Annotated in this window: 18 protein-coding genes and 2 tRNA genes; 11 read left to right on the top strand and 9 right to left on the bottom strand. The window is 64.2% G+C overall.

What is annotated here, in order from left to right; genetic code table 11:
- Positions 1-24: 24 nt before the first annotated feature.
- Positions 25-2562 carry a helicase-related protein gene (locus MNBBLIKP_RS12110; RefSeq protein WP_254913028.1) on the bottom strand — a complete coding sequence of 846 codons (2538 nt, stop codon included), beginning with the start codon at positions 2560-2562 and terminating at the stop codon, positions 25-27.
- A gap of 153 nt (positions 2563-2715) precedes the next feature.
- Between MNBBLIKP_RS12110 and MNBBLIKP_RS12115 the strand changes: the two genes are divergently transcribed.
- From MNBBLIKP_RS12115 to MNBBLIKP_RS12140, 6 genes are all read left to right on the top strand, one after another.
- Positions 2716-4296: a M23 family metallopeptidase gene (locus MNBBLIKP_RS12115; RefSeq protein WP_254913029.1), complete on the top strand. Its 1581-nt coding sequence runs from the start codon at positions 2716-2718 to the stop codon at positions 4294-4296.
- Positions 4297-4390: 94 nt separating this feature from the next.
- Positions 4391-5383 (top strand): porphobilinogen synthase, encoded by a 993-nt coding sequence (hemB, locus tag MNBBLIKP_RS12120; protein WP_088310506.1) that lies wholly within the window; start codon positions 4391-4393, stop codon positions 5381-5383.
- Positions 5376-5924: a GNAT family N-acetyltransferase gene (locus MNBBLIKP_RS12125; protein ID WP_254913030.1), complete on the top strand. Its 549-nt coding sequence runs from the start codon at positions 5376-5378 to the stop codon at positions 5922-5924. The genes hemB and MNBBLIKP_RS12125 overlap by 8 nt, the downstream gene beginning before the upstream one ends.
- Entirely contained in the window at positions 5921-8143 is a 2223-nt protein-coding gene (locus MNBBLIKP_RS12130) for a spermidine synthase (protein WP_088310508.1), read from the top strand. Before MNBBLIKP_RS12125 ends, MNBBLIKP_RS12130 begins: the two co-directional genes overlap by 4 nt.
- Positions 8140-8721 carry a gamma carbonic anhydrase family protein gene (locus MNBBLIKP_RS12135; protein ID WP_088310509.1) on the top strand — a complete coding sequence of 194 codons (582 nt, stop codon included), beginning with the start codon at positions 8140-8142 and terminating at the stop codon, positions 8719-8721. The genes MNBBLIKP_RS12130 and MNBBLIKP_RS12135 overlap by 4 nt, the downstream gene beginning before the upstream one ends.
- Positions 8702-8983, top strand: a complete 282-nt coding sequence (locus tag MNBBLIKP_RS12140; protein ID WP_088310510.1) for a DUF167 domain-containing protein — start codon at positions 8702-8704, stop codon at positions 8981-8983. The genes MNBBLIKP_RS12135 and MNBBLIKP_RS12140 overlap by 20 nt, the downstream gene beginning before the upstream one ends.
- Here the strand turns inward: MNBBLIKP_RS12140 and MNBBLIKP_RS12145 are convergent.
- The 4 genes from MNBBLIKP_RS12145 to MNBBLIKP_RS12160 form a co-directional block, all read right to left on the bottom strand.
- The gene (locus MNBBLIKP_RS12145) at positions 8980-9609 is read right to left on the bottom strand and encodes a YoaK family protein (protein ID WP_088310511.1); all 630 of its coding nucleotides are present in this window, start codon (positions 9607-9609) and stop codon (positions 8980-8982) included. The genes MNBBLIKP_RS12140 and MNBBLIKP_RS12145 overlap by 4 nt on opposite strands.
- Positions 9610-9646: 37 nt before the next feature.
- Complete coding sequence (locus MNBBLIKP_RS12150; protein WP_254913031.1) at positions 9647-10054, bottom strand: globin domain-containing protein; 408 nt, start codon at positions 10052-10054, stop codon at positions 9647-9649.
- 72 nt (positions 10055-10126) lie between these two features.
- Positions 10127-12496, bottom strand: a complete 2370-nt coding sequence (gene clpA, locus MNBBLIKP_RS12155; protein WP_088310513.1) for an ATP-dependent Clp protease ATP-binding subunit ClpA — start codon at positions 12494-12496, stop codon at positions 10127-10129.
- 118 nt (positions 12497-12614) lie between these two features.
- Entirely contained in the window at positions 12615-12812 is a 198-nt protein-coding gene (locus tag MNBBLIKP_RS12160) for a DUF1192 domain-containing protein (RefSeq protein ID WP_088310514.1), read from the bottom strand.
- A 92-nt stretch (positions 12813-12904) separates the two neighbouring features.
- Between MNBBLIKP_RS12160 and MNBBLIKP_RS12165 the strand changes: the two genes are divergently transcribed.
- From MNBBLIKP_RS12165 to MNBBLIKP_RS12175, 3 genes are all read left to right on the top strand, one after another.
- Entirely contained in the window at positions 12905-13909 is a 1005-nt protein-coding gene (locus MNBBLIKP_RS12165) for an NAD(P)H-quinone oxidoreductase (protein ID WP_088310515.1), read from the top strand.
- A gap of 116 nt (positions 13910-14025) precedes the next feature.
- The gene (locus MNBBLIKP_RS12170) at positions 14026-14727 is read left to right on the top strand and encodes a DUF1013 domain-containing protein (RefSeq protein WP_088310516.1); all 702 of its coding nucleotides are present in this window, start codon (positions 14026-14028) and stop codon (positions 14725-14727) included.
- Between the two features lie 300 nt (positions 14728-15027).
- On the top strand, positions 15028-16710 hold the full coding sequence (locus MNBBLIKP_RS12175) for an AMP-binding protein (RefSeq protein WP_088310517.1): 1683 nt from the start codon (positions 15028-15030) through the stop codon (positions 16708-16710).
- Positions 16711-16758: 48 nt separating this feature from the next.
- Here the strand turns inward: MNBBLIKP_RS12175 and MNBBLIKP_RS12180 are convergent, their stop codons facing one another.
- The gene (locus MNBBLIKP_RS12180; RefSeq protein WP_254913032.1) at positions 16759-17196 is read right to left on the bottom strand and encodes a hypothetical protein; all 438 of its coding nucleotides are present in this window, start codon (positions 17194-17196) and stop codon (positions 16759-16761) included.
- A gap of 159 nt (positions 17197-17355) precedes the next feature.
- Between MNBBLIKP_RS12180 and MNBBLIKP_RS12185 the strand changes: the two genes are divergently transcribed.
- A tRNA-Arg gene (locus MNBBLIKP_RS12185) sits at positions 17356-17432 on the top strand.
- Positions 17433-17455: 23 nt separating this feature from the next.
- Positions 17456-17529: transfer RNA gene (locus tag MNBBLIKP_RS12190), tRNA-Gly, on the top strand.
- A 120-nt stretch (positions 17530-17649) separates the two neighbouring features.
- Here the strand turns inward: MNBBLIKP_RS12190 and MNBBLIKP_RS12195 are convergent.
- From MNBBLIKP_RS12195 to thrS, 3 genes are all read right to left on the bottom strand, one after another.
- Positions 17650-18393: a sulfite exporter TauE/SafE family protein gene (locus MNBBLIKP_RS12195; RefSeq protein WP_088310518.1), complete on the bottom strand. Its 744-nt coding sequence runs from the start codon at positions 18391-18393 to the stop codon at positions 17650-17652.
- 195 nt (positions 18394-18588) lie between these two features.
- Positions 18589-19392: a DUF3800 domain-containing protein gene (locus MNBBLIKP_RS12200; RefSeq protein ID WP_088310519.1), complete on the bottom strand. Its 804-nt coding sequence runs from the start codon at positions 19390-19392 to the stop codon at positions 18589-18591.
- A 26-nt stretch (positions 19393-19418) separates the two neighbouring features.
- Positions 19419-21425: a threonine--tRNA ligase gene (thrS, locus tag MNBBLIKP_RS12205; protein WP_088310520.1), complete on the bottom strand. Its 2007-nt coding sequence runs from the start codon at positions 21423-21425 to the stop codon at positions 19419-19421.
- Between the last annotated feature and the right edge of the window lie 448 nt (positions 21426-21873).

The raw sequence follows: 21873 nt of genomic DNA on the forward strand, positions 1-21873 counted from the left end.
CATTCCGCATCGCGCCGGCTCGCCTTACTTCACCAGTTTGGCCAGCGCTGCAAAGGCACCGGTCGGTTCGGCCAGCTTGCTTGCTGCACCGCGTCTGGCGATGGACGGCGGATCGATCCAACGCCAGTGGATCGGTGCTGGCGGACCCTGAGCGCCATCAGGCAGGAGCCGCGCCGGTAGCGGATGAAACCCGGCGATGCGCAGCAGCCGGTGAAAGCTTTGCAGGGTCAGCCCCATCGAAATCGGCCGTGCACTGGCAATCGGGAAATGCCGCCGCTTTTCGCGGGTTCGCACTTCATGAACTTCCAGCAACAGCTTGTTGGCCATATCGATTCGCAAGGCCTGGTTACCCAACGCCCGGTAGCCAGGGGGAAGGCGGGTCTTACCGAGGAGCGGGACTACCACCGGCATGCTTGGCACAACGCTTGGCAAGTCCACTCCGCGCGCGCTCTGCAAAGCGCGCCAGGCGGTCAGCGGTGCTGGCTTGAGAATGGCGGGCATGAACAGGTCAAGCCCGCCAATTCGTACCCCCAGCTCGCGCAGTCTGGCGCGCTGCTCCGCAGCAAGCACGTCCACTCCCGATCCGGCGCGCTCCACTGTGCCGCCGCCTTCGCACAGCCGAATCAGCACGGCGCGCAGCTCCGGGCCGGCTTCGGGATCGGCGCTGGCTTCGATCAGTGCGCGCAGCGGCTCGAGCGGAGCGAGCACTGCGGTCAGCCAACGGTCAATTGCGGCCAAGGCCTGCTGGCACGGCTCTGGTGGGATCGCGCTGAGCGAGCGGTCCGCGACCAGCCTGGTTTCCAGCCGCTGTTTGCCAGGCTGAAGCCGCGCGATCGTCTCCCCGTCCCAGCGCACCGCTTCCCGATCCAGCAGCAAGGGAGGCTCCCCGGCATCGATCTGGCTGACCAGCTGTGCCGCGCGCTGGGCGAGCAAGCCGGGAAGGTGACGTTCGGCCGCAGCCAGCAGCAGCTTGCGGTCAGCCAACCGCGCCTCTGGATCAACGACGAAGCGAAATGCGCACAGATGGCCGATCGGCTCGCCGTCGACCCGCACCTCGTCTTCATGGAGCGTAACCGGAAGCAGCCCGGCATCGGGGCCAAGCTTTCGCATAAGCACAGAGGTGCGCCGATTGACGAAACGCTCGGTCAGGCGCGCATGCAGGGCATCCGACAGGCGTGCCTCTGCAGCGCGGGCGCGGGCGGCCATTTCCTCACGCGGCACAACCCAATCGGGGCGCTGGGCGATATAGGCCCAGCTGCGGATCGCGGCGATGCGCATTTGCAGGGTATCGATATCGCCCGAGGGGTTGTCGAGCTTGGCAATCGAGCGCGCGACATAGTCTGCGCCAAGTTGGCCGCGGCGCAGATCTTCCCACAGCCGCGCGACAAAGCGCGCATGGGTATCGACCCCGGCTTGCCGGAAATCGGGTAGCGAACAAGCGTCCCAGAATCTGCGGACCATGGCTTCGTCGCGCGGCAAAACGGCAAGGTCGGGCTCTTCGGCCAGCCGCTTGAGCACAGCCAGATCAATCGCCAGCGGGGCTGGGGCAAGTTCTGGCTGGTCTGGCCCGCGTTCCAGATCATCGATCAGACTGGCCACGCTGCTGCAATCGGGCTCCGCCTCGCGCCAGAACAGCTTGGTCAGTGCGGGAAAGCGATGTTCCTCAATCGCATAAACCTCCTCGGGCGTGAACAGCGCATCGTGGCTGCCGGTCCCGGCAAGCGTGCCAAAAGTCCCGTCGCGCTGATGCCGCCCTGCGCGGCCAGCAATCTGCGCCATTTCCGCAGTGCTCAGCCGCCGCTGACGCAGCCCGTCAAACTTGGACAGCGAAGCGAAGGCGACATGCCCGACATCGAGGTTGAGACCCATGCCGATCGCATCAGTCGCGACCAGGTAATCGACCTCGCCAGACTGGTATAATGCTACCTGCCGGTTGCGCGTCTCGGGGCTTAGCGCCCCCATCACCACTGCCGCTCCGCCGCGGAACCGCCGCAGCATCTCGGCCACGGCATAGACCTGCTCGGCGCTGAAGGCGACAATCACGCTGCGTGGCGGAATGCGCGAGAGCTTTTTCGCACCGACATGGCTCAGCGTCGAGAAGCGCGGGCGTTCGATCACTTCGGCCTTGGGCAGCAGGGAGCGAACCAGGGGTTCGATCGTGGCGGACCCCAGGATCATTGTCTCTTCGCGGCCGCGGACATGGAGCAGGCGGTCGGTGAAAATGTGCCCGCGCTCGCGATCCGCCGCGAGCTGCGCTTCATCAAGCGCGACAAAGGCCAGATCCGCTCCAACCGGCATGGCTTCGGCTGTGCACAGCAGCCAGCGCGCATGGGGGGGCTCGATCCGTTCCTCCCCCGTGATCAGGGCGACCCGCTCGGCCCCTTTGATCGCGCAGACCCGGTCATAGACTTCGCGTGCCAAAAGCCGCAGTGGAAACCCGATTGCGCCCGACGAATGTGCGCAGAGCCGCTCGATCGCAAGGTGCGTCTTGCCGGTGTTGGTGGGGCCCAGCACAGCCTTGATCCGGCTGTCTCCCCCGTACTTGTCATTTCGCGCGCTCACCTGCCACGGTGTGACACAAGGGCCGTTCGCTTCGCAAGGCGGGTGGGGCACCCAGACCCGGTGGATCGACGATTCGTCGCATCGCTGTCCCGGATTAGGACAAGATTAACTTTCCTTGTGCAGGGATTTCCGTGCGTTATGCAATCGGGGGCATTGAGCTTGTTCAAGCCGCGCGAAGTGCCGGAATCGGGCCATGGCGGCCCCGCCGCGATTGCGGCTGCGCTGACGCATGCACAGATCGAAGCGGTGGAAAAACCGACTGACCTGATCGCGCGGTGGACCGCCCGGCGCGAACAGGCTTTGACCTGGCTCCAGACCTATGACCTCGCACCCGACCTTGCCGAAGATATCGGCAGCCGCCGGTGGTTCCGCGGGCTCGGCACAATGTTGGGACTGGCCCTGTTCACCGTGTCATTCTGGCCGGATTTTGAAGCGATTGCCGCCCCGCCCGCGATGCCGCTTAACAGTCGCCAGCGCGACGAATTCCGCAGTCAGACCATCGCGCCGCTTGCATTGGGGGCAGATAGCGGCGCGCGGATGGGGCCATCGGCCCTGGTCGTTCCCCTGATTGCCGCGCCCGAACGCAGCCTGGTGCAATTGACCGCAACTCTGGGTCAGGGTGACAGTTTTCGCCGCATGCTGGAACGGGCCGGGGTCAACGCCGGGGATGCCGCAAGGGTTGAAGCGCTGGTTGGAGGAGCGGTTCCGCTGGGCGATGTGCTGCCCGGAACTCAGGTGGACATCACGCTGGGTCGGCGCGGCGATGCAACTGCACCGCGCCCGCTCGACCGGCTGGCTTTCCGTGCCCGGTTCGACCTTGATCTGGCGATTGAGCGGACCCCGTCCGGGCTGGCGCTGCAATCGCGGGCAATCCCGGTTGACACCACTCCGCTCAGGATCCGGGGTACGGTGGGGACCAGCCTCTACCGATCGGCCCGTGCAGCGGGCGCACCGATCGAAGCGATCCAGCAGTACTTGCAAGTGCTGGACCAGCACCTGACGCTCGATACGGCACTCGAACCGGGTGATACCTTTGACCTGGTAGTGGCCTACAAGCGTTCAGGCAGCGGGGAAAGCCAGGTTGGTGACCTGCTTTACGCCGGGGTCGAACGTGGCGGTCGCGCTGCGGCACAGCTGCTGCGCTGGGGCAATGATGGCCTGTTTTTCGAAGCCAGTGGGATGGGTGCCCAGCGCACCGGACTGATCATGCCCGTGGTGGGCCGAATCACATCGGGTTATGGCGCGCGGCGGCATCCGATCCTGGGCTATACGCGCATGCACGCCGGGATCGATTTTGGGGCTGGTTATGGTTCCCCGATCTTCGCGGTCGGCGATGGCCGGGTCGCGATCGCCGGTTGGCATGGCGGGCATGGCAATTATGTCCGGCTGGAACACGGCGGCGGGTTCGGAACCGGCTATGGCCACATGAGCCGGATCGCGGTGAGCCCTGGAAGCCACGTTCGGGCCGGGCAAGTGATCGGCTATGTCGGTTCAACCGGACTATCGACCGGGCCACACCTGCATTACGAACTCTACAAGAACGGGGCGACAGTGAACCCGTTGTCGGTCAGCTTCACGGTCAACAATCAGGTTGATCAAAAGGAACTGGCGGCGTTCAAGGCCCGGCTGACCGCGTTGAAGGCAGTTCAACCCGGGGCCGCACTGATGAGCCTGGCACCCCGTCAGGCCGCTGTGGCCAGTCCTGATCGCGAGATTGACCGCCTCTCGCGCTAGGGCGCTGCAGACTTGCGGCGCAAGCTTGCCGAACCCGTACAGACTTCCGGCCCAGTGTTGCTTCCCTGTCAGGGGATCACTAGACACTTTTCCCATGACCGGAATGTTTCCCATGACCCGCCTGCGCCGCACCCGTGCCAGCGCGTGGAGCCGCAATTTGCACCGCGAGACGGTGCTGACCCCCGCCGATCTGATCTGGCCGCTGTTTGTTACCGAAGGTGCCGGCGTGGAAGATCCGATTGGATCGCTGCCTGGCGTGTCGCGCTGGTCGGTTGATCTGATCGCGGCGCGGGCAAGGGAAGCGGCGGCGCTGGGCATTCCCTGCATCGCGCTGTTTCCCAATACCCAGGCAGAGCGCCGCAGCGAGAACGGCGAGGAAGCGCTCAATCCCGACAATCTGATGTGCCGCGCGATCCGCGCGATCAAGCAGACCTGCGGAGATGACATCGGCGTGCTGACCGACGTTGCGCTCGATCCCTATACCAGCCACGGACAGGACGGGCTGATTGACGGCGCGGGCTATGTTCTCAACGATGCCACGGTCGAAGTGCTGGTCGGGCAGGCGCTGAACCAGGCAAGTGCCGGGGCTGACGTCATTGCGCCCAGCGACATGATGGACGGCCGGATCGGCACCATCCGCGAGGCGTTGGAAAGTGCCGGCCACGCCAATGTCCAGATCATGTCTTACGCCGCCAAATATGCCAGCGCCTTCTATGGCCCGTTCCGCGATGCAGTTGGCTCGCGCGGGCTGCTCAAGGGGGACAAGAAGACTTACCAGATGGATCCGGCCAATGCCGAAGAAGCCCTGCGCGAAGTTGCGCTGGACCTGGCCGAGGGCGCCGACAGTGTGATGGTCAAGCCCGGGCTGCCCTATCTCGACATCGTCCGGCGAGTGAAGGACGCGTTCGAAGTGCCGGTCTTCGCCTATCAGGTCAGCGGCGAATACGCCATGATCGAAGCGGCCGTGGCCGCCGGTGCGGGCGAACGCGACGCATTGGTGCTCGAAACCCTGATGAGCTTCAAACGGGCCGGGTGCAGCGGCGTGCTGACCTACCACGCAACCCATGCGGCGAAACTGCTTGGCTGAGTTCCGGCTCGAAACCGATCGCCTGATCCTGCGTTCGTGGCGCGCGGAGGATTGCGCGGCCTTTGCCGTGATGAGCGCTGATCCCGATGTGATGCAGCATCTGGGTGGAACCATCGACCGCGCGGCAAGCGATGCGGTGATTGCGCGGCTGCAGGGCGGCGAAGCAGAGCAAGGCCAGACCTTCTGGGCGATTGAGCGCAAGGGGGATGCGGCCTTGCTGGGGTTCTGCGGACTGCGCCGGGGCGGCCACGCCGGAACCCCGGTGCCGGACGAACTGGAGATCGGCTGGCGGCTTGCCCGGCAGGCCTGGGGACAGGGCTATGCGCGCGAAGCGGCGGCGGCATCACTCGATTGGGGCTGGCGCAACCGCAGCGATGCGCAAATCGCGGCCTGGACGGTTCCAGCCAACCGCGCTTCGTGGGGCCTGATGCTGCGGCTTGGCATGGTCCACCGGCCAGAGCTCGATTTTGATCATCCTTCTTTCGCACCGGGCCATCCGCTCTGCCGCCACCTCGTCTATACGATCGATCGTCCGGCATGAGCAGTGCGCCGAACCAGCGCGCCACTCGCCCGCTTTATGTCCTGACCATCCTGACCGGCAGCTTCCTGCTGTTCCTGATCCAGCCAATGGTCGCGCGCATGGCCCTGCCGCGCCTCGGTGGCGCTCCCAACGTATGGAACAGCGCGATGCTGGTCTATCAGGCACTGCTGCTGGGGGGCTATTACTATGCCCACCGCCTGTCGCAGCTGCCCCTGAAACGGCAGGCGCAGATCCACCTTGCCTTGTTTGCATTGGCCGCGCTGACCCTGCCGGTCGGCCTCGTCAACCTTTCCCCGGCGCGCGCCGGAACAGAAGTGCTGTGGGTCCCGGCTTTGCTGGCGTTGTCGATCGGGCCGGTGTTCTTTGTCGTTTCCGCGCAAGCTCCGCTGATGCAGCGCTGGTTCGCCGCCGATCCGCAGGCGGGTGCGCCCTGGGCGCTCTATGCCGCGTCCAATCTGGGCAGTTTCGGGGGGCTGATCGCCTATCCCTTGCTGGCCGAACCGCTGTTGCCCCTGCGTTACCAGTCATGGGCATGGACTGCGGGCTATGGCCTGCTGTTCGTGCTGATCGCGCTGACGGCGCGCACTCGCTGGCATATGGCGGAAGCGCCCCGTGCAGAACAGGTCACATCGGCGCCGGTGCCGCGCCGCCGGATCGCGCTGTGGCTGGTGCTGGCAGCGGTGCCTTCGGGGCTGATGCTGTCCACCACCACGCATCTCACCACCGATCTGTTCGCCATGCCGCTGCTGTGGGTGATTCCGCTCGGGATCTATCTGTTAAGCTTCAGCGTGGCCTTTGCGGACAACCGCACGCCGGCGCGGATCGTTTCGGCGCTCGCCTGGGTGATGATCCTGACCGCGGGCACGCTGGCGATGATCGCGCGCGGCTCGCAGGGTCTGCTGCCGGTGATCGCCAGCGTCGCCTTGCTGTTCTTCGTCTGCACTGCACTCCACGCCCGGATGTATGACCTGCGGCCCGGGCCGGACCGGTTGACGCTGTTCTATCTCACCATGTCTGCCGGGGGCGCGCTGGGCGGGGTGTTTACCGCGTTGCTTGCCCCGGTGCTGTTCGACTGGGTGTGGGAACATCCCATGCTGGTGCTTGCCGCCGCGGCCTTGCTCCCGCGCGAGGCTTTGCCTGATTGGCGGCGCCTGCCCGGACTGGAACCGGAAATGGTCCGGCTTGGCATTGCCATGCTGCTGGGGATCGCTGGTTTGTGCCTGTGGCAAATCCATGACGTCACGATCTGGCAGGAAAGCGAGCATTTGCGCCTGCCATGGGGGGCGGCGTTGGCGCTGATCGGCCTGGCGCTGGTCCCGTGGCGCGCACTGGTCTTGCCCTTGCTGCTTGGCGCCATGCTGGTGCAGGGGGGATTGGAAACGGTGCAGAACAGCCGTGACCATATCCGCACGCGGTCCTATTTCGGGATCAACACCGTGCGCGACTATCCCGAACAGCGGCTGCGCACGCTGGCCCATGGAACCACGCTTCACGGCGAACAATCGACCGACCCCAAACGGGCGCGTGAGCCGTTGACTTACTATGGTCCAGGGTCCGGTGTGGCGATCGCTTATGCCAGTGCGCCAATATTGTTTGGGCCAAACGCGCGGATGGCGGTGCTGGGGTTGGGCACGGGGACACTGGCCTGCTTTGCCAAACCGGGCCAGGACTGGACCATCTTCGAGATCGATCCGGCAGTGCTGGCCTATTCGCAGAATGGCACGTTCACGTTCCTGCGCAATTGCACCCCCGCTGCCCGGATCGAGCTGGGCGATGCGCGGCTGGCCCTTGCCAAGGCCGCGCCCGGCAGCTTCGATATGCTGGCGATGGATGCCTTTTCATCGGATTCGGTGCCGATGCACCTGTTCACCCACGAAGCTTTCGGAGTGTACTTGCGCGCACTCAGCCCAAAAGGGGTGATTCTGGTGCACATTTCCAACCGCTTTATCGATCTGGAACCCCCGCTGGCCGCCGCACTGCAAGCGCGCGGCCTGCATGCCATGGTGCGGGATGACTATCCCGATCCTGAAAGCGAACTGACCCCGTCCAGCTTCGTCGCGGTCAGCCGCGATCCGCAGCAGCTGAACCTGATTGCCCAATCCGCCCCGGACAAGGAATGGCGGCCACTCGTCAAACCTGCCGCGCGCATCTGGACAGATGACCATGCTTCGATCCTGTCCTATGTCCAATGGCGCAATTTTCTTGGAGCCCCGCAATGACCCTGCGACCCGACGTTTCGCTGATCTCGATCCATGGCAAGACCCCGCGCATCCATGACAGCGCCTTTGTAGCCCCCGGTTGCCGGATCATCGGCGACGTGGAAATCGGGCCTGACGCGTCGATCTGGTACAATTGCGTGCTGCGCGGCGATGTCAGCCGGATCGTGATTGGCGCGCGCACCAATGTGCAGGACGGCACTGTGATTCATTGTGACAGCCCGATGCCCGGCGCGCCGGATGGCTATCCCACCCTGATCGGGGATGATGTGCTGATCGGCCACATGGCGATGATCCACGGCACGGTAATCGAGGATCGCGGTTTCGTGGGGTTCGCCGCGCAGACCATGAACGGCTGCGTGATCGAGGCCGACGGGATGCTCGCCGCCGGGGCCTTGCTTGCCCCGAACAAGCGTATCCCGAGCCGCCAGCTGTGGAGCGGCCGCCCCGCCACTTTCATGCGCGAGCTGACCGATGCGGCGCTTGGCGGATTGCAGCTGGGCGTCCAGCACTATGTGGTCAATGCAAAGCATCACCAGGCCGCGCTGGACGCCATGGCCGATGGCGCGCCCCAAGGCTGACTTCCCGCCCGCTGTGGCGATTCGCGCATTGGCTGACAGCCAAGGCCGCCTTGCGCTGCGCGTCACTCCCGGTGCGCGGGTCGAAGGCCTGGAATTGGGCGAAGGCAAGCTGCTGGTGAAAGTTCGGACCAAGCCCGAAGACGGCAAGGCCAACGCTGCCGTGCTGGAATTGCTGGCCGCGGCGCTGGGCCTGGCGACGTCACGACTTCGCATGTTGCGCGGCGCAACCGGGCGCGACAAGCTGGTGCAGATCCTGGATTAGCGCAGTCGCGCTGCGAACAAAGCCAGCAGAGCTGCCCAGCCGCTCGCCAGCCATAGTGCAATCCCCGGCCAATGCAGCCATGTCGCTGCCCCGGCCACCGCGCCAAGCGCAAGGCCGCTCCACAGCAGCAGCCAGCCGATCCAGCCTTCGCCGCCTGTGCCGTTCAGCCTTGCCGCCAGCCCCTGACCCAGCTTGACCAGCGCGCCGGTCATATAGGTCAGCCCGACCGCGACTTCACCCTGACGCTGGAACGTGTTGTTGAGCGCGCCCATCGCCATGACCAGCAGCGCCAGCGTGGCCAGCGCAAGCCCGCCCTGGTGCGCCACCGCCGCGCCGGCCAGCAGCATTGCGACTGTCCACAGCACCACGCGCTTGCGCCGGTCTCCCGCCTTTGCTGCCAGCAGCGCACCGCCAGTCACCCCGGCCACGAACAGCGCCAGCAACAGCGCCGGAACCACGGCTGCGCGCGGATCCTGCACCAGATCGACCCCCAGCCGCGTAGTATTGCCCGACATGAACGAGACGAAATAGCGATTGGCCGAGAGGAATCCTGCCGCATCGACATAGCCCGCAAGGGCCGCGGCCAGAATGGCGAGTAAGCGGCGCGGACGGTCGTAGCTTTGCATCAGCCCTGACTAGCGACGAGGGTAGCGTGGCGGCAAGTCAATCCCGCGCCATGCCCCTGGCCATGCGTTCCAGCACATCGGCCATGGCATCGGCGATCTCGCGGTCGGCCACCGGGGTTTCAGCAATCGCGCGGCGCATCGCCTCGGCCCATTGTGCGCCGGTTCGGGCATCGATTTTGAACCCGCCATGCGCGCTCATCATGCATTTGCCGGGGTTTTCCTCCCACCAGATGCGCGGGCCACCCGCCCAGCCGGCCAGGAACAGCGGCAGCGAGCGGCGCATTTCGGTCAGGTCCGGGGCGTGCATCGCGCGCAGTTCGGCATAGGCCGGGTCCTGCTCCATCAGATCGTAAAAGCGCTGGGTGACCTCACGCATGACGTCGAGCCCGCCGATCCGGTCATAGGGCGTGGCTGCGGGGGCTTCGATGGTCTGGGCTTCGCTCACGTGCGGTTCTTTCAAGGCAAGACTGCGCAGTCCGGGCATAGCCCGGTGCGGCGACCAGCGAATTGACCAGGGTCAATCGCTGTCGCTGCCGGGCTCCTGCTCGGCCTTGCCTTTCCGTTTGGGCTTGGCCTCTGCCGCCTTTTTGGCGCGGCGATCCAGCTTGGGCGGGGCCGGAGTCAGCTCGAAAGCCAGTACCTCGTCCTTGATCGAAACATGGACTTCGCCGCCGTGGCGCAATTTGCCGAACAGCAGTTCTTCCGCCAGCGGCTGCTTGACCTTGTCCTGGATCAGGCGCGCCATCGGCCGCGCGCCATAGAGCTTGTCATAGCCGCGCTTGCCCAGCCATTCGCGCGCGTCGCTGTCGAACTGGATATGGACGTTCTGTTCGGCCAGCTGCAGTTCCAGTTGCAGCACGAATTTGTCCACCACCCGCGCGATCACTTCGGTGCCGAGATAAGCGAACGGGACCACCGCATCGAGCCGGTTGCGGAATTCCGGGCTGAACATGCGTTTGACCGCTTCGTCGCCCGCATCTGCCTTGCTGACATCGCCAAACCCGATGCCTTGCTTGGCCATGTCACTGGCTCCGGCATTGGTGGTCATGATCAGCACGACATTGCGGAAATCGACAGTCTTGCCGTGGTGATCGGTCAGGCGGCCGTTATCCATCACCTGGAGCAGGATGTTGAACAGATCCGGGTGGGCCTTTTCGATTTCGTCGAGCAGCAGGACGCAGTGCGGTTGCTGGTCGATCGCATCGGTCAGCAGGCCGCCCTGATCATAGCCGACATAGCCCGGAGGCGCGCCGATCAGGCGCGAAACCGAGTGGCGCTCCATATATTCGGACATGTCGAAGCGCTGGATCGGGATCCCCATAATCGCGGCGAGCTGTTTGGCGACTTCGGTCTTGCCGACCCCGGTCGGGCCGGAAAACAGGAACGAGCCGATCGGCTTGTCCGGATCGCGCAGCCCGGCGCGGCTCAGCTTCATTGCGCTCGACAGCACTTCGATGGCCTGATCCTGCCCGAACACCACGCGCTTCAGATCACGTTCCAGGTGTTCCAGTGCGGTCCGGTCGTCGCTCGATACCGATTTGGGCGGAATTCGCGCCATGGTTGCGATCACGGCTTCGATTTCGCGCGCGGTGATGGTTTTCTTGCGCTTGCTTGGCGGCACCAGCATCTGCATCGCGCCCACTTCGTCGATCACGTCGATCGCCTTGTCGGGCAATTTGCGGTCATTGATGTAGCGTGCCGACAGTTCGACTGCCGTCTTGATCGCGTCGGGGGTGTATTTGACCTTGTGGTGGTCCTCAAATGCGCTGCGCAGCCCTTTGAGGATCTTGATCGTGTCCTCGACCGTCGGTTCGTTGACATCGATCTTCTGGAACCGGCGCAGCAGCGCGCGATCCTTTTCAAAGTGGTTGCGGAATTCCTTGTAGGTGGTTGAGCCGATGCAACGGATCGACCCGCCCGACAGTGCGGGCTTGAGCAGATTCGAGGCATCCATGGCCCCGCCGCTGGTTGCCCCGGCGCCGATAACCGTGTGGATTTCATCGATGAACAGCACCGCATGCGGCATCTTTTCGAGTTCGGAGACGACTTGCTTGAGCCGTTCCTCGAAATCGCCGCGATAACGTGTGCCGGCCAGCAGCGCGCCCATATCGAGCGAATAGATCACCGCTTCGGCCAGCACTTCGGGCACTTCGCCTTCAACGATCTTGCGCGCCAGACCTTCGGCGATGGCGGTTTTGCCGACGCCCGGATCGCCGACATAGAGCGGGTTGTTCTTGGAGCGGCGGCACAGGATCTGGATCGTGCGGTCCACTTCCGGACCGCGCCCGATCAGCGGATCGACTTTGCCGTTCAGCGCCTTTTCGTTGAGGTTGACAGTGAACTGGTCAAGCGCGGTTTCCTTCTTCGCGTCCTTGGCCTGGCTCTTTTCCTCGGCGGCCGGGCTTTCGCTCTCGGCGCCCTTGGGATTGCGGTCCTCGATCCGCTTGCCGCCCTTGCCGATCCCGTGACTGATGTAGGAAACCGCGTCCAGGCGGCTCATGTCCTGCTGCTGCAGGAAATAGACCGCATAGGAATCGCGTTCGGAAAACAGCGCGACCAGCACGTTGGCGCCGGTAACCGTGTCCTTGCCGCTGCTCTGCACGTGCAAGATCGCACGCTGGATCACGCGCTGGAAGCCCGCCGTGGGGGCGGGATCGCCCTTTTCCTCGGTCTTGAGGCTCTGGTATTCCTGATCAAGGTACTGGCGCACCACATCGCCCAGCTCGCCCAGATCGACCCCGCAGGCCTGCATCACTTGCGCCGCATCGCCATCGTCGATCAGCGCCAGCAGCAGATGTTCCAGCGTCGCATATTCGTGCGCGCGTTCGGACGCGTTGGCGAGCGCGGCGTGGAGCGTCTTTTCAAGGCTTTGCGCAAAACTGGGCATCTGTCAGACTTTCACTGGCGAAGGTGACCCCCCGATGAGGGAGGACTATGAATGAGCGTGGTTAACCAAACCTATATGGGGCGCCTCCGGGAATTGGGGAGGGGCGCCGGTCATGCGATCAACTTTTTGGCCCGAACAGGGCATCGGCGGCGGTGCGGTGGGCGGCGGCCTTGTCACGGTGGGCTTTGATCCGGGCAATCTCGGCTTCCAGCAGCATGATCCGTTCCGCCAGTTCGTCCTGCGAATAGGGATCAAGGCTTTCCTTCGCCAGCGCGCTGGCGGCATCGCCCTTGGGCCGAGGCAGATCATCGTCCATCGCGTTGCAGAATCATGCCTGTTGTGCTTGCTGTCAACCAAGCAAAGCGTTAGGTGGCGCCAGCGTGGCACTTGCGCAACGGAACGGGGCAAATGACTGGAAATATTCCGGAATTCATGCATGCGGCAGGCTTTGATGCGCCCGGCGGGCCCGAAGTGCTGCGACTTGAAACACTGCCCGTCCCCAGCCCGGGCGCAGGGCAGGTGCTGATCCGGGTTGCCTATGCCGGAGTCAACCGGCCCGACGTGATCCAGCGCCGCGGCTTCTATCCGCCCCCGCCGGGGGCTTCACCGATCCCCGGGCTGGAAATTTCGGGTGAGATCGTGGCCTTGGGCGAAGGGGTGGAACCGGCGCTGCTGGGCCAAAGCGTCTGCGCCTTGGTTTCGGGCGGGGGCTATGCCGAATATTGCCTCGCCGTGGCCGATCACTGCCTGCCGGTGCCTGCAGACCTGCCGCTGGATCAGGCGGCGGCGCTGCCTGAAACGCTGTTCACCGTGTGGCACAATGTGTTCGAACGCGGTTATGCGCGTGAGGGTGAGACCGTGCTGGTCCACGGCGGGACCAGCGGGATCGGCACCATGGCGATCATGCTGGGCAAGCTGTTCGGCCTGACCGCGATCGTCACTTGCGGCGATGCAGACAAATGCGCGCAGGCACTGGCAATCGGGGCGGATCACGCGATCGATTACAAGGCCAGCGATTTTGTTGCCGAAGTGGCGCGGATCACCGGCGGAGCCGGGGTCCATCTGGTGCTCGATATGGTCGCGGGCGATTATGTGCCGCGCAACCTGCAATGCCTGGGTGAGGATGGCCGCCATGTGACCATCGCGGTCCAGGGCGGACTGCAGGCAACGATCAACATGGCCCAGGTGATGAGCCGCCGCCTGACCCTGACCGGATCGACCCTGCGCCCGCGCTCGAACCAGTTCAAGGCGCTGCTCGCCCAGGAAATCGCCCGCAACGCCTGGCCGTTTGTCGAAGAAGGCAGGTTGCGTCCGGTAATGGACCAGTGCTTCCCGCTGGCCGAGGCTGCGGCCGCCCATGCGCGGATGGAATCGGGCGGGCACGTTGGCAAGATCGTGCTCAAGGCCGGATGAACGGTTGCTCTTTCGTGTGAATCGCCCTAAACGCGCCCACGAACGGCCGCTCCGCAAGGGGCGGCCCTATCTATTTTGAACGGAGAATACTGTTCTCCTGACCGGAGTTTTTGGCCGTGACCCAGCCCACCCCGCTGATGCCCCATGCCACCGCTTCGTGGCTGGTCGATACCACCGCGCTTAGCTTTGAACAGATCGCTGAATTCTGCGGTCTGCACATTCTGGAAGTGCAGGCGATGGCCGATGATCTGGCCAGCAGCAAGTACACCGGCCGCGATCCGGTGCGGTCGGGCGAACTGACCATGGCCGAGATCGAAAAGGGTCAGGCCGATCCGAACTACAGCCTGAAAATGCAAAAGGCCCCGGCGCAGGTCAACCGTACCAAGGGTCCGCGTTACACCCCGGTGTCCAAGCGTCAGGACAAGCCCGATGGCATCGCCTGGATCCTGCGCAACCACCCCGAAGTGTCGGATGCGCAGATCGGCAAGCTCATCGGCACCACCCGCAACACCATCGCCGCGATCCGCGATCGCAGCCACTGGAACATCGCCAATATCCAGCCCAAGGATCCGGTCACGCTGGGTCTGTGCAGCCAGCGCGAGCTGGACGCGATCGTGGCCAAGGCCGCGAAAAAGGCTGGCCTTGACGATCAGGCCGGTGACGATGCGCGGCTGGGTGATGACCGCGTTGCCTTGATCGAGGAACTGCGCGCTGAACGCGAAGCCCAGGTCAAGGCCTCGGCCGAAGCCGCGCAGGAAGCCGAAGCCCAGGCCTGGCTCGAAGCCAAGCGCGCTGCCGAGGCTGCGGGCGAGGAATAATTCCTTTTCGGCCGGGTGACGCAGGGTGTCATTCCCGGCCAAAAGGTGACAATTGGGTGACAGGGTGTCCGGCTGGTTTTCCGCGCCTTTTCAGCTCTTTGCGCCAAAAAAGGTGACACATTTGCGATTTTGGGCGTAAATTGGCCCAAAACCGCCTGTGCAAGCCAACAATGTCAAAGAGCAGAGCTGCAGCGATGACAGATTGCGGCGATGTAGGAAAACGGATTTTGAGCGCCCACGGGCGATCCGCACCGCCCCGCTGCCCTTGCGTATCGCTGGCCGATCGGGCAATCTGCTGACATGTCTGTAAGCAACGCTGACGAGCCCTGGCGCGAGCACTACGCACACCCCTGCACTTGGGATCAGCAGTTCGCTGCGCTGTCGGTGCCGGACATGTTCAGCCAAAGCGCGGCGCGGCATGGCGCGCAGCCGCTGGTGGACTTCATGGGTCGCCGCTTCAGCTATCGCCAACTGTTTGCCGAGGCGCAGGCCTTTGCCGCCGGGCTGCAGGCGCTGGGGGTGGTCAAGGGTGACCGGATCGGGCTCTATCTTCCCAATGTGCCGATCTATGTCTCAGCCTATTACGGCGCCTTGCTGGCGGGCGCGGTGGTGGTCAATTTCAGTCCGCTTTACACAGCGCAGGAACTCAGCGCGCAAGTGGCGGATTCGGGTGCACGGCTGCTGGTGACGATCGATTCGTCCGCTTTGCTGCCTACCGCGCTCAAGGTGCTTGATGGCTCGGCGCTCGAAACGCTGGTGGTCGGCTCGCTCGCCGCACTGCTGCCGCCGCTCAAGGGACTGGCGCTGCGGCTGCTGGGTGGCAAGTCGCTCACGCCGATCCCGCCGCGCGGCGATGTGCTGCGCTGGTCGGATATGCTGGGCCGGGGTGATCCGCAGCCCGTGCTGCTCGATCCCGAAACAGACCTGGCCCTGATCCAGTACACTGGCGGGACCACCGGCACGCCCAAGGGGGCGATGCTCAGCCACCAGAACATCAGCGCCAATGCCCGGCAAGTGAACGCGATTGATCCCGAAGCGGGGCAGCGCGATGTGATCATGGGCGTGCTGCCGCTGTTCCATGTGTTCGCCAATGTCTGCGTGCTCAATCGCACCGTGGTCAACGGCGGCTGCATCGCGATGTTGCCGCGCTTCGATGCCGGGCAGGCACTGGGGACGCTCCAGCGGGTGCGCGCCACTGCCTTTCCCGGGGTGCCGACAATGTATCAGGCACTGCTCGATCACCCGGCGATGGCGAAAACCGATTTCTCATCGCTCAGGGTCTGCATTTCGGGCGGGGCACCGCTGCCGGAAAAGGTCAAGGACCGGTTCGAGGCCGCCAGCGGCGCGCGGCTGGTCGAAGGCTATGGCCTTACCGAAACCTCGGGCGTGGTTTCAACCAATCCCTATGCGGGCGAAAACCGCGTCGGCACGATCGGGCAGCCTTTGCCCGGAACGCGAATCAGGCTGTTGGGCCGCGATGATCCCGAACAGGACGCCGCGCCCGGCGAACCCGGCGAACTGGCAGTGCAGGGCCCGCAAGTGATGCGCGGTTACTGGCAGCGTCCCGAAGCTGCCGCCGCGGCCTTTGCCCAGCGCCCGGATGGACAATGGCTGCGCACCGGCGATGTCGCGGTGCTGGAAGCGGGCGGCTATCTGCGGGTGGTTGACCGGATCAAGGACATGATCGCGGTTGGCGGTTTCAAGGTCTTCCCCAGTCAGGTCGAAGCCGTGCTGGAAGATCATCCCGCAGTCAGGGAAGTACTGGTGATCGGCGTGCCCGAACCCTATCTTGGCGAAGTTCCGCGCGCCTATGTCACGCTGGTTGCAGGCGCAAGCGAGACCGGCGACATGCTGCGCGACTGGCTCAATACCCGCATCGGCAAGCACGAACGGGTGGATCAGGTGGTGGTGCGCGAAGCCATGCCCAAAACCATGATCGGCAAGCTCGATCGCAAAGCGCTCAGGGCCGAACTGGGAATGTGATTGCGGGTCAGGCCCGGGCCGCCTGCGCCGATTCGACGGCGCGCATTCCTACATGAAGCGGCGTTGCTGGGCTTGTTGCTGTTCGGGCGGGGGAGCCAGGCTCAGTAGACCCGCGCGGGCGGCGTGGAATTCCTGCCACAGTGCCAGGGCGGCTGCAGCGGGGCTGATCCCGCGGGCGTTCACAGCCAGCAGCGCGGCGATTCCCGGTTCCATGATCGCAGACAGATCGTCCACGCCCTGTTCGGCCAGATCGCGCCGCCAGCCTCCGGTATCGCGCATCACGGCCGGAAAATTGCGCACGTCGGGCCGCATCGGTTCGGCCGCGATCCCCGCCAGCATGGCAACGACATTGGCGGCATCGTGCAGCGCTGACCACTTCATGCTCATCGCGCTGGCCGAAGCCTGCCCGAATTCGGGACGCCCCGCACCGGGAAGGGCGGGGGCAATGCCTGTAAGCGGCGGTCCAAAGCTGGTCGGTGCGTTCATGGTGCCCGGCCATAACCCGGGGCTGCTTGCCAAATCGCTAAAGGCCGCTTGCGAAACTCGCGAAAAAGCGACTTGCGGTATCGCACGGTGCGAACGCAACCAATCAAATAAGGGGCTGGCGAAATCAGTGCGGCGCTGCTAACCGCTCCGCTCCGGCTTGCACCCGTAGCTCAGCTGGATAGAGCGCTGCCCTCCGAAGGCAGAGGCCACAGGTTCGAATCCTGTCGGGTGCGCCAGCCGGGCGTCGATATGACGCCGGGCGGGTATAGCATAGTGGTAATGCTCCAGCCTTCCAAGCTGGCTAGAGGGGTTCGATTCCCCTTACCCGCTCCAGATCCTTTGTCCGCTGACGCGGATGGCCACCCCGGCCCGCGCTCCCTGCCCGACCACCCGTTGATCTTACCCTATGGGTGGTCGGGCAGGGAGCGCGGGCCGGGGTGGCCCGACCTCACATCAACTCCCCATCAGTCGCCATAACGCGGCCACGGCTGAGAGCCCCAGCACCAGCCCGGTAAAGCTGCGCCAGGCGGTGTCGCTGACTTTGCCGAACGCCTTGTGGCCCAGATGATTGCCCAGCAGCACGCCGGGGAACAGCAGCAGTGCGAGCAGCGGTTCGCGCACCGTGGCGACTTTGAGCACCGAGGCGGCGATCACGCCGGCGAGCGAGGTGGCCATGAAGATCGCCATCATCGAAGCGCGGGCCAGTTGCGGCGGGATCGCGCGGCGCAGGTAATAGGGCACCACCGGCGGTCCCGGCATCCCGGCAAACCCGGTCAGCACGCCCGACAGCAGTCCTGTCGTCCCGGTTTCCAGCGCGGTCGGGACATGGTCGGCCGGGCGCTTGGGCAGCAGGACCAGCACGAACGAGCCGAGCGCAATCAGCGCGATCAGCACCCGCGCCAGCGCCGGATCGGCCCAGGCCAGCAGCATGACTCCCAGCGGTGTCGCCAGCACTGCGATCACCGCAATCGTCAGCGCACTGCGTTCGCTGTCCTGGATGATCCGCTTCAGCCCGACGAACCCGATCAGCAGTCCCAGCCAGTTGGCCACCACCACCGCCTCACGCGGGGGAATCGCCAGGCCGAGCACGGGGACCAGCAGGATCGCCATGCCAAACCCGGCCAGCCCGCGCACAAACGCCGCGCCCAGCGCTGCGAACAACGCGACTGCGATTTGCAGGGTTGTGAGGTCTAGCATGGCTGCGTGTGTGGCTATTCCGACGAGGCAGTCAATCGGCAGCGAGCAAATGCCCCGGAATTTCCACAAGCTGTGGAAGACTATCAATTGACTCAACGCGGACTTCGATTCCTGCCTTGCAAAAAGGCGATTCGCCTGCCATGATCGTAGCAAGTGGATTGGGGGTTCCCGGTCGGCGTTATGGCCTCGGTGGGTTCACCGGGGTCTTTCGCTTTCTGGAGCAGGGAACAAGTTCAGGCCCCAACCCTCAAAGTCCAGGCCAAGCGCACTGCGACCACCCTTGCAGAAGAATTTTCGACGCAAGACTTCGAAAGCGCGGTTGGGCTGGTTCGGGCGCAAATACTTGATTCCGATTGGCCGGGCTACTAGATCAGCAAGCTGCAGGCCGGTCGAATTGACCTGCTTGTTTGCCAAGACGATGCGAAACGGCAGATGCTGGTCATGCCGATTGCTGCGGTCGCAGAATCTGCGGAATTCCAGCTCAAGTTCGTTGTCTTCGCGCTTGCCCCGGCGTTCAAACACGATGTGGGTTTCGCGATCTTCTTGCCCCTTTTCGGCCATCAGATCAAAAAGTGCCTCAAGGCAAGCGCCGAGCGCGATGTGGTAGCAATTCATGCTTTCCGCAGCGGGCTGTCCCACATTGCGCTTGTCAATCAAGCTGGCGATTAGAATGAAATTGCTGCCTTCGATGATCTCCGTGAGATTGCCGATAAACCGGTCCTTTGCGGGCCGGTCTCGAAATTTGAATGGTTCCAGTTCCTTGCGGATATCGCGTTCGTGCAGAACTACAATGTCGTGCCCAAACGTGTCGAACTTCAGACGTTCGACCGCCGGTACCACCCGGTCGATATAGTTCTGCTGATAGAATACACAAAAAGCGAGGACGAAAACCGGAAACTCACGGTCAATGCTCTCAAGCGCGTGATCGCCGCTTTCATCGACATAGACGATAAAGTCACTGTGCCGTGCTCCGGCTTCTGCACTCTTTTCATCTGGCATTCCGCAAAGCTAGCGGCATGCCGGGTTCAGCGCAAATCCGGCGCGGTGGCTTCACCCTTCAGCAGGGCGATGGCTTCGGCCAGCGGCATGACCTTTTGATGTTCGGCCCCCAGGGTGCGCAGCGCGACGGTGCCTTCCTCGGCCTCGCGCTTGCCCACCACCAGCAGGTGCGGGACCTTTTGCAGCGAGTGTTCGCGGACCTTGTAGTTGATCTTCTCGTTGCGCAGGTCGCAGTCGGTGCGGATTCCGGCGGCCTTGAGCTGCTGGGTCACCTCGGTGGCATAGGCGTCCGCATCGGACACGATCGTCGCGACCACCGCCTGCACCGGGGCGAGCCACACCGGCAACTTGCCGGCGAAATGTTCGATCAGGATGCCGATGAAGCGTTCATAGGAACCGAAGATCGCGCGGTGCAGCATCACCGGGCGGTGCTTTTCGCCATCCTCGGCGATGTAGCTCGCGTTGAGCCGTTCGGGCAGCACGCGGTCAGACTGGATCGTGCCGACCTGCCAGGTCCGCCCGATCGCATCGGTCAGGTGCCATTCCAGCTTGGGTGCATAGAAGGCGCCTTCGCCGGGCAGTTCCTCCCAGCCATACTCTGCGGTAGCGAGGCCAGCGCGGACCACGGCGTCGCGCAGTTCGGTTTCGGCCTGATCCCACATCTCCTCGGTGCCGAAGCGCTTTTCGGGGCGCAGCGCGAGCTTGATCGAATAGGTGAAGCCGAAATCCTTGTAGATCCGGTCCGCCAGCGCGCAGAAATCCTGCACTTCGGCCACGATTTGGTCTTCGCGGCAGAAAATGTGGGCGTCGTCCTGCGTAAACTGGCGGACCCGCATCAGCCCGTGCAGCGCGCCGTGGGGCTCGTTGCGGTGGCAGCAGCCGTTTTCATAGATCCGCAGCGGCAGGTCGCGGTAGCTCTTGATTCCCTGGCGGAAGATCAGCACGTGCGCCGGGCAATTCATCGGCTTGAGCGCCATCCAGTCCGCATCGTTGGAGATGATCGGGCCTTCATCATCGACGTTGGGAACTTCGTCGGGAATGACGAACATGTTCTCGCGGTACTTGCCCCAGTGGCCAGACTGCTCCCACTGGCGCGCGTCCATCACTTGCGGGGTCTTGACCTCGCGGTAGCCCGCGCCGTCGATCGCGCGTCGCATATAGGCTTCCAGCTCGCGCCAGATCAGGTAGCCCTTGGGGTGCCAGAACACGCTGCCGTGGGCTTCCTGCTGCAGGTGGAACAGGTCCATTTCCCCGCCCAGCTTGCGGTGGTCGCGCTTGGCGGCTTCTTCCAGCCGGGTCAGGTGTTCGGCCAGTTGCTTCTTGTTGAGCCAGCCGGTGCCGTAGATCCGGCTGAGCATGGCGTTGTTCTGGTCCCCGCGCCAGTAAGCGCCGGACACGCGCGTCAGCTTGAAAGCATCGGGCGCAAGCTTGCCGGTGCTGGGCAGGTGCGGGCCGCGGCACATGTCGAGCCAGTCTTCGCCCGACCAATAGATCGTCAGCGGTTCGCCTTCCGGCAATTCGGCGGCCCATTCGGCCTTGAAACTTTCGCCCTGCTGCTTCCACCGGCTGATCAGCTGTTCGCGGCTCCATTCCTCGCGGCGCAAGGGCTTGTCGGCCTGGATGATCCGGCGCATTTCGGCCTCGATCGCAGGCAGGTCTTCCTCAGTAAACGGGCGGTCCTTGCCATCAATTTTTGGGGGCGCGAAATCGTAATAGAAGCCGTCGTCGGTGCTGGGGCCAAAGGTGATCTGCGTGCCGGGGAACAGCGCCTGCACCGCTTCAGCCAGGACGTGGGCGTAATCGTGGCGGGCAAGATCGAGCGCATCGGCCTCGTCGCGGCTGGTAACCAGCGCAACTTCGCAGTCCCCATCGAACGGGCGGGTCAGATCGCGCAGTTCACCGTCGATCCGCGCGGCAAGTGCGGCTTTGGCCAGGCCCGGGCCGATTGCAGCGGCAAGGTCCGCCGGGGTCGATCCGCGCGGCAGTTCGCGGCTGGAACCGTCGGGCAGGCTGATCTTCAACATTTCGGACATGCGATACTCTCAACACCGTTTGGGGCGCTTTGGCACATGCCGGGGCGCACCGGAAGGGGCGGTGTCTGGTTTCGGCAGGTTCGGGGAGGAGACACCAACCGCCCGAACCCGGACGGCGGCGCGCGTTCGCGTCAGGCGATCGCGGTCCGCCCCGGGAAGCCCGGGGTGGTGGTAGTAGTCGTCAAGGCGCGCGGCGTGCTCATCGCTAGCGGGGATAGCAGGCAATGGTGAATAATTCAAACCCTTGGGTTGGGGCGGAGGTGTTTGGATGGTTCACGCAGAGACGCGGAGGCAGAAAGGGAGACGCGGAGGCGGTCGGGATTCCGGCGAAGTCGATTTATCCTTCGTCGGTTCGGTCAAACCGGACGTTCTGACCGTAAAGAGAGCCTGCGGCTCAGCGCCACCCCTCCGCGCCTCTTTTCTTCCTCCGCGTCTCTGCGTGAACCAT

The organism is Novosphingobium sp. B 225 (assembly GCF_002198665.1).
Classification (GTDB): Bacteria; Pseudomonadota; Alphaproteobacteria; order Sphingomonadales; family Sphingomonadaceae; genus Novosphingobium.

Excerpts from the sequence above, each read along its gene's own strand:
- hemB (WP_088310506.1), top strand. The coding sequence starts at position 4,391 with ATGACCGGAATGTTTCCCATGACCCGCCTGCGCCGCACCCGTGCCAGC.
- MNBBLIKP_RS12130 (WP_088310508.1), top strand. The coding sequence starts at position 5,921 with ATGAGCAGTGCGCCGAACCAGCGCGCCACTCGCCCGCTTTATGTCCTG.
- MNBBLIKP_RS12135 (WP_088310509.1), top strand. The coding sequence starts at position 8,140 with ATGACCCTGCGACCCGACGTTTCGCTGATCTCGATCCATGGCAAGACC.
- MNBBLIKP_RS12140 (WP_088310510.1), top strand. The coding sequence starts at position 8,702 with ATGGCGCGCCCCAAGGCTGACTTCCCGCCCGCTGTGGCGATTCGCGCA.
- MNBBLIKP_RS12145 (WP_088310511.1), bottom strand. The coding sequence starts at position 9,609 with ATGCAAAGCTACGACCGTCCGCGCCGCTTACTCGCCATTCTGGCCGCG.
- clpA (WP_088310513.1), bottom strand. The coding sequence starts at position 12,496 with ATGCCCAGTTTTGCGCAAAGCCTTGAAAAGACGCTCCACGCCGCGCTC.
- MNBBLIKP_RS12160 (WP_088310514.1), bottom strand. The coding sequence starts at position 12,812 with ATGGACGATGATCTGCCTCGGCCCAAGGGCGATGCCGCCAGCGCGCTG.
- MNBBLIKP_RS12165 (WP_088310515.1), top strand. The coding sequence starts at position 12,905 with ATGACTGGAAATATTCCGGAATTCATGCATGCGGCAGGCTTTGATGCG.
- MNBBLIKP_RS12175 (WP_088310517.1), top strand. The coding sequence starts at position 15,028 with ATGTCTGTAAGCAACGCTGACGAGCCCTGGCGCGAGCACTACGCACAC.
- MNBBLIKP_RS12180 (WP_254913032.1), bottom strand. The coding sequence starts at position 17,196 with ATGAACGCACCGACCAGCTTTGGACCGCCGCTTACAGGCATTGCCCCC.
- MNBBLIKP_RS12195 (WP_088310518.1), bottom strand. The coding sequence starts at position 18,393 with ATGCTAGACCTCACAACCCTGCAAATCGCAGTCGCGTTGTTCGCAGCG.
- MNBBLIKP_RS12200 (WP_088310519.1), bottom strand. The coding sequence starts at position 19,392 with ATGCCAGATGAAAAGAGTGCAGAAGCCGGAGCACGGCACAGTGACTTT.
- thrS (WP_088310520.1), bottom strand. The coding sequence starts at position 21,425 with ATGTCCGAAATGTTGAAGATCAGCCTGCCCGACGGTTCCAGCCGCGAA.